This window comes from Xenorhabdus mauleonii (genome assembly GCF_900113945.1).
GTDB lineage: Bacteria > Pseudomonadota > Gammaproteobacteria > Enterobacterales > Enterobacteriaceae > Xenorhabdus > Xenorhabdus mauleonii.
The window spans coordinates 1-12,319 of record NZ_FORG01000005.1 but is presented as its reverse complement, the minus strand read 5'-3'; the positions used below and the strand labels follow the sequence as shown (position 1 = coordinate 12,319).

Annotated in this window: 12 protein-coding genes and 3 pseudogenes; 8 read left to right on the top strand and 7 right to left on the bottom strand. The window is 39.9% G+C overall.

Annotated features, from left to right (window positions below; translation table 11 throughout):
• Positions 1-1,003 precede the first annotated feature (1,003 nt).
• Positions 1,004-2,107 (top strand): phage tail fiber protein, encoded by a 1,104-nt coding sequence (locus BM100_RS23560; RefSeq protein WP_244590529.1) that lies wholly within the window; start codon positions 1,004-1,006, stop codon positions 2,105-2,107.
• A 40-nt stretch (positions 2,108-2,147) separates the two neighbouring features.
• A complete protein-coding gene (locus BM100_RS06360; RefSeq protein WP_092509074.1) occupies positions 2,148-2,534 on the top strand; it encodes a LecA/PA-IL family lectin in 387 nt (128 codons plus the stop codon).
• Positions 2,535-2,678: 144 nt separating this feature from the next.
• Here BM100_RS06360 and BM100_RS22985 read toward each other — a convergent pair whose 3' ends face one another.
• Positions 2,679-2,828: a hypothetical protein gene (locus BM100_RS22985; protein ID WP_169924641.1), complete on the bottom strand. Its 150-nt coding sequence runs from the start codon at positions 2,826-2,828 to the stop codon at positions 2,679-2,681.
• Positions 2,829-3,071: 243 nt separating this feature from the next.
• Here BM100_RS22985 and BM100_RS22500 point away from each other — a divergent pair, with 243 nt between their 5' ends.
• The gene (locus BM100_RS22500; protein ID WP_139216937.1) at positions 3,072-3,965 is read left to right on the top strand and encodes a hypothetical protein; all 894 of its coding nucleotides are present in this window, start codon (positions 3,072-3,074) and stop codon (positions 3,963-3,965) included.
• Between the two features lie 841 nt (positions 3,966-4,806).
• Positions 4,807-5,193, top strand: coding sequence for a phage tail protein (locus BM100_RS06345; protein WP_092509070.1), 387 nt, complete (start codon positions 4,807-4,809; stop codon positions 5,191-5,193).
• Between the two features lie 306 nt (positions 5,194-5,499).
• On the opposite strand, the gene BM100_RS24165 is transcribed toward BM100_RS06345, so the two are convergent.
• Entirely contained in the window at positions 5,500-5,781 is a 282-nt protein-coding gene (locus BM100_RS24165) for a phage tail fiber protein (RefSeq protein WP_476756449.1), read from the bottom strand.
• 389 nt (positions 5,782-6,170) lie between these two features.
• On the opposite strand from BM100_RS24165, the gene BM100_RS06340 reads away from it, so the two are divergent.
• Positions 6,171-6,533: a hypothetical protein gene (locus BM100_RS06340; RefSeq protein WP_139216936.1), complete on the top strand. Its 363-nt coding sequence runs from the start codon at positions 6,171-6,173 to the stop codon at positions 6,531-6,533.
• Position 6,534: 1 nt separating this feature from the next.
• On the opposite strand, the pseudogene BM100_RS23940 reads toward BM100_RS06340, so the two are convergent.
• Positions 6,535-6,769 (bottom strand): annotated as a pseudogene (locus BM100_RS23940) (bacteriocin immunity protein).
• A 24-nt stretch (positions 6,770-6,793) separates the two neighbouring features.
• Here BM100_RS23940 and BM100_RS06330 point away from each other — a divergent pair.
• A pseudogene (locus BM100_RS06330) lies at positions 6,794-7,078 on the top strand (site-specific integrase); the annotation flags it as partial.
• A 123-nt stretch (positions 7,079-7,201) separates the two neighbouring features.
• Here BM100_RS06330 and BM100_RS06325 read toward each other — a convergent pair.
• A pseudogene (locus tag BM100_RS06325) lies at positions 7,202-7,369 on the bottom strand (NADP-dependent isocitrate dehydrogenase); the annotation flags it as partial.
• Between the two features lie 591 nt (positions 7,370-7,960).
• Between BM100_RS06325 and BM100_RS23555 the strand changes: the two are divergent.
• Together BM100_RS23555 and BM100_RS06315 are read left to right on the top strand one after the other, a co-directional pair.
• The gene (locus BM100_RS23555; protein ID WP_244590530.1) at positions 7,961-9,139 is read left to right on the top strand and encodes a phage tail fiber protein; all 1,179 of its coding nucleotides are present in this window, start codon (positions 7,961-7,963) and stop codon (positions 9,137-9,139) included.
• A gap of 44 nt (positions 9,140-9,183) precedes the next feature.
• Positions 9,184-9,546, top strand: coding sequence for a LecA/PA-IL family lectin (locus tag BM100_RS06315; RefSeq protein WP_092509064.1), 363 nt, complete (start codon positions 9,184-9,186; stop codon positions 9,544-9,546).
• Positions 9,547-9,620: 74 nt separating this feature from the next.
• Here BM100_RS06315 and BM100_RS22980 read toward each other — a convergent pair whose 3' ends face one another.
• From BM100_RS22980 to BM100_RS22975, 3 genes are all read right to left on the bottom strand, one after another.
• A complete protein-coding gene (locus tag BM100_RS22980; RefSeq protein ID WP_175494924.1) occupies positions 9,621-11,039 on the bottom strand; it encodes a pyocin knob domain-containing protein in 1,419 nt (472 codons plus the stop codon).
• Positions 11,040-11,057: 18 nt separating this feature from the next.
• The gene (locus tag BM100_RS06305) at positions 11,058-12,113 is read right to left on the bottom strand and encodes a hypothetical protein (RefSeq protein ID WP_092509062.1); all 1,056 of its coding nucleotides are present in this window, start codon (positions 12,111-12,113) and stop codon (positions 11,058-11,060) included.
• The coding region (locus BM100_RS22975; RefSeq protein WP_092507852.1) for a hypothetical protein at positions 12,110-12,319 on the bottom strand (210 nt) is incomplete at its 5' end. The genes BM100_RS06305 and BM100_RS22975, both read right to left, overlap by 4 nt.

Below are 12,319 nucleotides of genomic sequence, written 5' to 3'. Positions count from 1 at the left end.
AGAATTCATCTGAAAATTTAATGCTTATTTTGCAAGTAATTATCTTATTTCACTGTAATTATTTGTTCTATATAACATTATTTATATTGAAAAGGATGTTGTCGCAAATAACCGAATAGAATGCGACTCTTTATGGAAATTTCATTCTAAACTGACTTTAGATGGTGTCGTCATAAGTAATTTTATGTAACAGTAAGATTTTTATTCCATAAATAGAATGAGTTATCTATAAGTGCATCAGTATGCTGACGCCATAATATCTCTGATCATATTTGAGGCTTGCCTGAGCTTCATTTACCTGATTCAAAGAGAGCTTGAAATCGTATTTACTAATACAATCAGCGAGTTATTAATATGATATTTGGGGTTTTAAACATAGATAAACCTTGGCGGAATATGCCGCCCGATTACGATGACTGAAAAAATAGGCATTTCCGCCTTTGCCTGTGATGGAAAAACAGAATATGGAAGTATTTCACAAGATATTCTTTAAATTTTGATAGCCGTATTTTATCCAAAACTACGTCTCTCTTTTTATTCAATTTTCATATCAGTAAAAACAATGAACTAAGAAAATAATTAAGTTTATGTTCATAATAAATATAAAAAATAATGGGATTCTATGTCCTTTTTCATAAAATATTCATCAACCATTATCAGCAAATGAATATAATTTATTGCTCAAATGTTTGTTATTTTATGCCCCGTTTATTTTCTATTATTCCTATATAACACGAGCATTTCATCAAATCAAAAATTATAAAAACGATCAATTATACTTTGAGCATACTGAATTTCAGTAGTGATCTGACAAACTTTATTAATTCTCCATCTGTCATTTTCTGTCATCCTGCCAACAAAATATGCAGCCTATCAAATATTAGTCAAGCCGTACTCTCCAGTATTGATGAACCCATTTTGTTGATGTTCACAGGCGGAGTAGTATCCCACCGCCTTCATGTTACTTAGCAATGTGTATTGTTGATTAAATGAGGGAAAAAATATGCAAGATAAGAAACCTGATGCGCCTGTTTCAAAAGATAGCAATCTGGTTACCGTTACCACGCCAGAATATGTCGACGATTCAATCAAAGAAGCCATTGCTCAACACGCCGCAAGTCGTAATCATCCCTATGCAACTCAGATAGAACCAGGATTCGTTACTTTAAGTAATGAAACAGACAGCGACAGTGAGTTAACCGTCGCAACCTCTAAGGCTGTAAAAAAAGCCTATGATTTAGCGAATACTGCCAATCAAAATGTTCTCAATAATTCCGTTCTCTATTTGGAGAAAAAGCAAAACGGGGCGGATATTCTAGATAAAGATGAATTTGTGAAAAACATTGGCCTAGCGGAAACCATAATCCTAGCTAAAAATGCCGTACCTAATAATAGAAAAATCAATGATAAACCATTAACGAATGATATTATATTGAATTCAAAGGATGTTGGTGCGGTGAATAGCACTAAAGAATTTGGCTATATTCCAAGCGCTGAATATCTGGGTGTGTTTAGTGTTAGTGAAAAAGATATAATTAATCGATATGTAAAAGGAATTAATTTTGGATGGTCAGATTATGATACAGGTCAGATATATCTCAACTCGTCAGGAGATTTGTACGCCTATTATTTAATAAACGGAGGGGAAGGATACAAAGATGGAAAACAAATAGGAGGAAAAGTTTGGTCAGAAGTTAATACTTCCACAGATAATAATGGCTGCATTAAGACATTTTCCCCTACAATTCTAATCTACTCAGATGGTAAATATACCACCAACAAACTATCCAAAAATGTTACTGTTGAACGCTTATCAAAAGGTTCATATCTCATCAAAGGTGTTTCAGGATTTAATACTGATAGAGCAGCAGACAACATAGAAATACCGAAATGTCATAATAATCTACCATTAATTTGGATCAATTACGAAGTCCTGCTTGATGGCTCTATCAAATTAATGACCCACCATCGTGAGCATTCAGATGCTCCTGCTTTCGCCAGAAATATACGAGAAGGCTACGCGAATGGTGATTTAATCGATATTCCCGATGGCAGATTTGTTTCAGTTCGAGTGCAAATGCCTGACATTCAAGAATCACAATCTTAATTTTTCTGTCACTTTCAAAATATAATTTGGAGGTAATACTATGTATGATTGGTCTGGAACTGTTCCTGCTAAATTTGAGCAAGGTCAACCCACGGGGCTTACACTCCAAAAAGGGGATGTCATATCTATTATTGCTAAAGGATGGGTTCAATATGGTGGCCCGGGCAATCCATATACCGCACCTCAAGGTGTTGCAGATGAACCGAGTAATTTAGCATATAGCTTGGTTGCTAAAATAGGAGGAAAAACTTATGAAATTGGCAATGGTGTCCTCCATAAAACAATTCCTGTTGATGGTGAATTAGTATTTATATTTAACGACTATGCAGGTGATTTTGGAGATAACTCAGGTGAATTTCATGTTGATGTAAAAATAGAATCACGTTATGCACCCGATTATCTGAAAGAAATAAAACCTATTAATTAATAGTAATCAATATTTTTATTAAACAAGGCAAGGCCAAGTGAAATTATATCTATATAATCCTTCACTTGGCTGATAAAATATTTCCATTACTTACTCAGATTTATCCAAACCAACCAAATAAGACTCAAAGTGTTTTGTCAAAGTTCAGGAGTTCGACCAGCATCTTTCATACCCGTGCCATGCTTTATCCATCATGACAACCTGAGAATGCGCCAGGATAATAATATCGCCAGCGTTGGTCGTGGGTTTATAGGATTTTCCTTCACGTTTAATCACATCCCTATGATGTCCCATTCCACATAAGCACCAACGCCATGCTGTCCAGTGTAGTGATGACGCCAATCCCTGTGCGCTGGGTATGCGATAAGTACGGATATAATGGTATGGGCTATTGACTTTAACTGCTCAAGGGAACGAGCAAAGAAATATTGTTTTTAGTTTCAGATAGTAACTGATAGTTAAGGCTTATTCGTTTGTTTTACGGTGGAAATAGGCGTATGGGTTATTACAAATACATCCGTTCTTTTGGAGGGCATCATGGCTAACCTTAGTATCCCTTTATCGGAATATTTCAAATACCTTTCCACAGGTCATTGCTCTCTGAGCAACAGAGATTACAACAATCAATCCGGTGCCGTTATCCAAGAATATGTAAAACCAGATGGGCACACTTCGCTATGTATTCACGCAGATATATCTCAACTAAAAAGCCCCCTTCTCCCACCAGAACAGGAGCCAACAACTCGCAATAGATTGCTTAGATTAGGTTTTGTTTCTACGTATGCGGATTTTAAAGACTATAGAAAACATGGGAAATATGTATTGTGGCCTAGGCACCGATGCAACATAACTATCAACGCATACACACATGTCCTACTCAAAAAGTTAGTAAATTATCACAGCAATAGCACCCGTGGATTCGAAGCTTGGGTTTCTAATGAAGCCATTAGAAACCAATTAAATTTCTATTCTCAAAATGGGGTAAATCCGGGACAATCATTTCCACCGGTACAGCAAGGGCTACCACACGTGCAGTATTCTCCATCTATGGTGGTGCCACCACATCCTTCTTATCAGCACCCACAACTATCTCAATCTACCAGTACAATGGGATACTCGACTCAACAATCCTCTTCTTTACAACAAGGGACGCATTATCCCCCTCAACACAATATTCGGGCTACTCACTCTCCCGTTGGTGGTGCAATGAGGCATCAACAACAACATACCCGCCACATGCCTTATAATCATCCAGCAGCACAAGCTCATATTGTTAATAGGCCTCAAGCATCATCTGATTTACCTCATGATTGGTATCAAGGTGATATTATTCCCGCTCCTCCACAGGGTTTAGTAAGGCAATCTTCTACACCTACTCCCCGATTTAGTAACATCCCGGGTTTGCCTGATGATTGGCTTGATGAATTCTAAAAATATCCTCATACACTATTCTCGATAATTAGCCCCTGAGTTAGGGGCTGTCGACATTGCATCCTATTTCCAATCACTCCAGAATCATTTGCTCTGGTGTCGTATATTCTCTACCCTCTGATTTGATGCTTCTTGCTGGCTGGTGATGAAAGCGGTTAATTGCTGGATTCCGAACGCTTATTTTTTCTATTTTCCATATTTCGAATAGTCGTGATGAGCTACAAATGAAAACTCAACCAGAGCCATTACAAAATTCTTCCTAACCGCAACTTCAGTTTAATAAAAGACAGCAACCCTCCAGTGACCAAAAACGACTCCCAAGTATTCAAACCTAAAACAGACAGAATGAAATGAAATAGCTGCCCCTGTGAATCAATTAATAGGCATGCCAACCGCAATGTGTAGTTACGCATGTGATTAGCGTGATTGCGGTGGCAAATACGAAAAAAGCCACATTAAGCAGCCTTAAATTCTGTATGTAAATTTATGTGATTTATTTATCAACCTAATGGGCGCAAAAATACTGTGTCTTATCTAAGTTTTGTTTCAATAGGTCGCCTTGCTTTTGGGAGTTGCCAGGCGAAAGATAATAAGTATAAAAACAAAGGAAGTTTTGCTTTCTTTATCCTTAATTTTTGTCAGCATATAAACAAATTTTGAAGATCCAGCGCTTGTTATTTTCTGTCATCCTGCAAACAAAACATATATCTATTAAATACTAACCAAGCCGTACTCTCCAATATTGATGAACCCATTTTGTTGATGTTCACAGGCGGAGTAGTATCCCACCGCCTTCATGTTATTTAGCAATGTGTATTGTTGATTAAATGAGGGGAAAAATATGAATACACAAGATAATAAGCCAGATGCATCATGTTCAGAAGACTGTGATTTATTCATCGTACCTAGCCGAAAGTATGTAAAAGAAACTATCGATAAGAAAATTGAAGAACACGCCAAAGGCCGTAATCATCCCGATGCAACATTAAGAGAAAAAGGATTCGTTACCCTGAACAGCTTAGTAAATAGCGATGACGAAACTTATGCGGCCACACCCAAGGCGGTAAAAATAGCATATGATTTAGCGCATATTGCTAATCAAAATGCTAATAATGCAAATGAGAATGCTAATTTAGCTCTACCTGTTGGTGTTCCCGTACCTTGGCCAACAGAATTCGCTCCAGAGGGCTGGCTAATATGTAATGGTGATTCATACATTGCCAACTAGTAATGGTGACGAGAGTAAGGACGAGCAAGGAATCACAACTGTTTTTAGCGATGCTCAAGCGAATAACTTCGCCTTGGATACAAGCAAGTCAGGTGGAAATAATCAGGGGTTGTGGAATAGTAATTTTTTCAGAACTTATAGTTCAGATGTTTCAAACACTTATACTGGTAATAAATTTTCCGTTGCGAACGAGACGCGCCCCCGCAACATAGCATTCAATTACATCGTACGAGCCGCTTAATTCTTAGTTAATATAATGTTAAGAATTCCGACCCGCAGAACATTGCGGGTTGAGTTTGATAACACTCACTTCCTGTGCCTGATTCCACACCGAATCTTTCTGCATCTGAAAACGGGCATCCAAACGACAGTTTTCAGAAATATCATATGGTTATCCAACGATATAGTAGACCTTTTCACCGTCCACGATGGCTTTGAGCCGTTTGTTTTGAAGGCGTCGAGGTAACGACGGAATGTCACAATTGCAATGCTGACATCCTTTTTTACCTTGTTATTGATGTAAATAAGCTCAAGATCGTTGTTCCTCTTCGGGGAAGATATACCGCCATGTACACCCCGTGCCTCCACCCACGCTATAATCGAGATTTTTTTAATTCTGTTTTATCTATTTATCATATAGTTAAATATGTTTTCCATTATACACACCATTTTATTATGTTTGTAGCTTCAAAAAGTTACAAACATAAAGGTGCCAATATCGTAAATAAATACATCAGGACCTCTACTTTTTAGTATAAAAAACACCTAATGCATAAGGTAAAGGCATATATTTTATTAATATATATCTAATAAAATACATTCTTTTAAATGATCTCTTTTTAAACTAGTTTGCTATTTTATGAGAGAGTAAGAAAAAACATCCCTCAATCATGTTGTATCCAGAAATTATTTTATCAGTTGAATTAAATAAAATAGTTAATAAAAAAATACATTTCATTCAATCAGAGGATAATATTATGGGTCCTATCGATGGCACTTATGTAAGTCTTGACGAAAAACTTTCACTAGAAATAACTAATAGCAATGACCACCCTGGCGTATTTGACGGTATTTTCAAACACTATAGTTTAGAACTTGGTAATCTTATCTACGCTAACGTTAGCGGAGAATATAGATATGTCACTCAACAAACTGCTTTCCAGATAGGTTTTAGTGCAATAATATCCCCAGCAGCGGTTGAATATATTATTACAGATCATTGGAATGGCGTTAGAACAAGTGATAAAAGTCTAATTATGAGCGGATTAAGAACTTATGTAACAAACTCCGGCTTATATAATATACATCATTTTGACAAAATTATTTTCAAAATGACCTAAATTAGGTTGGACTAAATAATAACAGGGATTTGATGTCCCTGTTATTACTTTTGTTTATTTTACTTTGATTTTTGAATAGTGGTAAGTCATTTTCAGTTCGCCACTTTTTGACGCGATTCAGAACACCTTTTAGAGAATCATCATTATCGTTAGGGAAAATAAATCAAATTGCTGCCATCTGGGTACTGAGTTAAGCGTTCGAACTCGGATACGGCATAATCTTCTTGAGGTTCAATATCATAATCAGCATTAAAAATGATAACCCGTATTTAGTTCACTACTTTCACACTACATCACAATCTAAGTGTGGTGAAAAAGTAGCAGCAAATACGCTAACAACAAATTTTAAAAAAGCGAGGGATAAAACCAATATTAATTGGGGTGATGGCATACCAGCAACTTTCTATGAGCAGCGTTCGTTATCTGAACGGCTTTATCGGGAACAAGGTATTAACACAAAGGATTTATTAGGGCACAAAAGTCAAAGGCAAACTGACAAATACCATGATGATCGCGGAAAAGATTGGATAAAAATCGTCATTTAAATTGGTTAATTTTTGACAGGTTTTGATAACTTGTTTTGATAACTTTTTGATAACCATTTCATATGTGACAGTAAAACAACGGGAACCCTTAAGCCCCCGTTATCAATTCAAGTAAGCAATCAATTACATATGAGAGATAATTGCATCACCGAACTCGCTACATTTCAGCAGCTTAGCATCATCCATCAGGCGTTCGAAATCGTAAGTCACGGTCTTGGCAGCAATTGAACCTTCCATTCCTTTAACGATTAAGTCTGCGGCTTCGAACCATCCCATGTGGCGCAGCAACAGGATAAAATGGGTATCGTAACCCGCTGTATATATTGTATATTTAAGGGTTAAAACATCAGTTTTATGTATAAAAAACCACTTAATTAACTCATTGTTTTATATAATTTTAATATTAATTTTGCAGAATGAAAAAATCGCCTAGGCTATTAAAATTTCGCCATTTAAAAGTAATTTTTTCGATAATAAATGCACGAGAAACTCAACAAACTCATGCAGCAGAAAAATGAGTGATTTCTAGAGGGTAGATTTCTGCCCTTTAACATACGGGATAATCCCGTATCTACCTATGCGATGATATCCAGCCCACCATTTGTGGATGAAGAATTATCAATGAGTTAACAGGTGAAAAATCCCGCTTTTAGCATATTGAGTTTCATCAGTGATCTGACAAATTCTATTAATTCCCCACCTATCATTTTATGTCATCCTGTCATCAAAATATGCTACTCACCAAATCACCTATTCAACTGTAGTTAGTCAAAATTCATTCTCCAGTATTGATGAACCGATTATTGATGTTCACTGGCGGAGAAGTCCCCCGCCTTCATGTTATTTAGCAATGTGCATTGTTGATTAAATGAGGGAATAAATATGAGTATTCAAGACAGTAAAAACTCCGTAGAAGTTCCAACAATGGACGACGTCAGAAAGGCCATTGAAGAACATGCCCAAAGCCGCAATCACCCATATGCAACTCAGACAGAACCGGGATTTGTTACTCTGAGCAATGAAACAGATAGTGACAGTGAGTTAACCGTTGCAACGTCTAAAGCAGTTAAGACAGCATATGATTTAGCGAATACTGCAAATAATAATGCTAGTAACAGAGTTCCAATCGGGCGAACAGTTAATGGCTATCTGCTATCAGCTGATGTAATTCTAAGGGCAAAGGATGTCGGTGCTTATACCAAAGAAGAAACCGACTTTCATATCAGCGAAGTTGACGCATTGGCAATCACTGCAAATCAGAATGCTATCAGTGCTAATATCAATGCCGAGGGTAGGCTGTCTAAAAATCAAAATGGGGCGGATATTCCTGATAAAGCTGAGTTTGTTAAAAATATAGGCTTAGAAAATACACTTAAAATTGGAGATTTTGGGATTGGTGGCGGAGGAGTTGAAGTACGAGATGGCCAAACACTGGAAGATTTGGCAGGAAAAACAGGGTTTTATCAGAAGGGTTCAGACCAAATACCAACTGATTCTCCGCTACCGCATGCAATGAAGTATTTATCAATTGGGCCTAAAAAGTGGGCCACACAATTAGCATTTGATGCATACAGTAACAATGCTTGGATACGCTCCAGAAAAGGCCAGTTCAATTCTACGTTTCATAATTGGAGCCAATTCTCAATATTAGGCGTGAATACCTTCATGGATGCAAATGGTAATTTCAAGTTATCTTCAGCCATAATCAATCTTTGGAGTGATGGAAAATTCGAAACAAATAACGAGTCTGAAGGTGCTACAGTAGATCGAATTTCAGAAGGCGTATACCTTATCAAAGGTGTTATAGGATTCAATGCCGATGGAACCATGAATAACATAGAGATTCCATCATGCCAAAACAAGCTGCCATTAATTTGGGTTGATCACGAGATCCTGCCTAATAGTTCCATTAAGTTAATGACCTACCATCGTGAACATTCGGATGCTCCTGCTTTTGCCAGAAATATAAGAGAAGGCTACTCTGACGGTGATTTGATTGATATTCCAGAAGGTAGGTTCATTTCGGTTCGGGTAAAAATGTCTGACACTCAAGAGTCATAAACTTAATTCTTCAGTTATTTTCAAAATATAATTGGGAGGTTTCTATGTACGATTGGTCTGGAACTGTTCCTGCAAACGCGGAACAAGGTCAACCCACTGGGCTTATCCTTGAAAAAGGAGACGTGATCTCTGTTATTGCCTCTGGCTGGGTTAGGTATACCTTTGACAATACAAATCCCTGGTCTGCTCCTCAAGGAGTTCCGCCTCTTCCTCCAGGAGGGGGTTTAATTGCAAAAATTGGTGACAGTACCTATGAAATTGGCAATGGTGTACTCCACAGAACAGTCTCTACAAATGGTGAATTAACTCTTTTATTTTCAGATAGCCAATATAGCGATAATTCTGGAGATTTTTATGTCAACGTTAAAATAGAATCACGCTATGATCCTCTTCAAGAAATAAAATAAATAACTTCAATACGTAACCCGCAATCTCCTGCGGGTTTATTGTTTTCTATTTCTATAGCATTCCTCTCCACCCCTCACTCCATCTGTTTAGGCTGATCGATATCAGTAGTAATCTCTGCTTCTTTCTGCCCCACATTCCACACCGAATCTTCTGGCATCTGAACTCGGACATCCAAGCGACATCCTTCGGGAATATCACAGGGTTCACCATCCGCATAGTAGACCTTTTCACCGTCCACGAGGGCTTTTATCCGTTTGTTTTGGAAGCGCTCCGGTAAATGACTGTGCTGACGGTGGAACGTCTCAATCGTGATGCTGCCGTCTTTTTCCACCCGGTCATCAATGTAGATAAGTTCAAGCCCGTTGTTGTTCTTCGGGGAAGAGATACCGCCGTGGACACCCCACGCCCCATCCGCGTTATAGCCAAGGATACCGTCTATCTGATAGTGGCCGGTACCGAGTTTGGAGACTGTGGCCCCTTCGGATTCGTCGTTGGTGGTAAAGGTGCCATCGGGATGGATTTGGAGGATGGGGGAGGATTTTTTGAGATAACCGTTGTTGTCAAAATTGGCATTACTCGTGTTCCAATCCTTAGTCCATGATAGGAATTTATTTTCATGGTCTGTCGCCCGTCGATAGATAGCCGAGGTGCCATAGACTTGGTACACCTGATAACACCTCCTGTATGGCCCCTGATACACTATCAGTGTCCCCCCCCATTTTTCAGGAAACGACTCACTCACAGCATTATTGTTAAAATAGTACACTCCCTCATTGAGAAACATATTTAAATCAGATTTTGCATCGATAACAGGTCCACCATGAACATGAACTGTACGGTCATTAAACTTTAACTCGTCTGAAATATGTAAGTAATTACGTGTCTTAGAATTCCCAATCGTCAATTTACTATCGTTATCTTCACCAAATCCCAGCCAGCCAACTATTTTATCGCCACCGTACATTTCAAGATAATTTGCGTGCGATTCTGTGGCAGCATTCATACGCAACATTCGCCCTTTATTCCGCGTGATAGATAACTCTCCTGTCAGTGCACCACCTGTCTTATCCAGCTTCCCGTCTACCGCCGCCTGCAATGCCCTAATCGACTGCAACGCTACCGTCTGTCCGTTCGGCAAGGTCACATCCACCACCCCACTTTGTGACATCCATCTGTCCATGTTCTGGAGGAACTGAACGATATAGCTGTTAATCGCCACGAGATGCCGGGTCGCATCTGAGGCTGAATCAGGCACGGTAATCTGTATCTGATAGGTGGCGTTATTCAGGGTGACGCTGGCCTTATCCGCCAGTACCAGCTCGGTATCGGAGTTCACCGCCTGTATCATGTGCAGCAGGTTATCCTTGCCGGACTGGATTAACATTATCTGCCCGGGGGCAACACCGTTAATATTCGCGTTAAACTTGGTGCCTGTGCCACGGACAATAGCCGAGCCGGACACCATACTGACTGTGCCTTGTGAATAGTACATAGATGAATTCCTGAAAGGTTAGAAATTGAAGTAACTGGCGGCGTCCAGGATAAGAATGGATTGCTTGGTGGTGTAATTGATGGTTCCCCAATGGCTCGCCCGATGAAATGCACTTTTGCCGGAACCAATAAACAACGCCCCTGCCCCGTTGCCGGTCAGCGACAAATCCCGGCTGTAGGCCGTGCTCCCGCCCATCCACAGATGATGTCCTATCCATGCAGGCACCAGCATCGGGTACTTTATCCCCGGTGTCGGAATGATGTCGCCCAGCTTTCGGTTGCTGACATCCAGACTCACCGGTTTGGTCAACACCCCGACACCCGAGTTAAAGGTCACCACCCCATCACGGTTCCTTAGCTTGAGTCCATAGCCCCCGCCTTCCAGCCGCTCTTTAATGCCGATGTTGGAAAAGACCACCACCCGATACCATCCCGCCCGGCCACCCCCATCGTACCGGTTATGACTGGTGTAATACCCCTCCCGATGCACCAGCATGCACTCCGGGTCTTCGTTATAAAAGAACATCAGGCAGTTGCCGTAATTGAGCCGGGGGTCAATGGACGCCGGATCGAATCGACCATCGATATAGACGCGGGCTTTATGGGAAACATAACCAAAGCCGGCAGGCGGCACACTGTTATTAAAATTGCTGTTGTTTGCTATTTTCAATCCCGCCTTGCCCCCCGAGGTTGAAGGGTAGGCGATAATTTTGATGAGTTCCGTGAGCCACTTTTCGAAGAAATTATCTAAGCTCACCCTGTCGACAATGACCGTTTCTCCGTTCTGGGCAAACTCAGCGCGCTCATAAAACCCCGTCAATACGAACCCGTTGCCTGAACGGTCTTGGCTAAATCCAGTGAATTCCACAGGATAAACATGCGCCCGATAGCCTGCCGGGATTTTAATTTGACACGTCCATTCATAAAACCGCCAGTCCGTCGGGCTTCGACGAATGCCCGGTGTGCTTTTTGAAACGAAATCCGTCCATACCAAACTGGCGGGCGCGGTTTTCTCATTGAAGACAAAACTCGTGCCGTCGGCCTGATTGGTAATCTTCAACCCAACACCACTCATAAAAAGACCCCCAATTCAATTAATGCAACACCATTCGCATCAAACATATAAAAGCCAGCATCTTTGAGTTGCGTGCGATAGCCATTGCCGTACCCGTTGATTTCCAGAAACCCGGTTTTGGCATCAATGCGGAACCCCTGCCGGTTAGGGATGTAATTGGTGGATTTGATGTCTATCCCCACCAGTAATTTCTGAATCGACGCCAT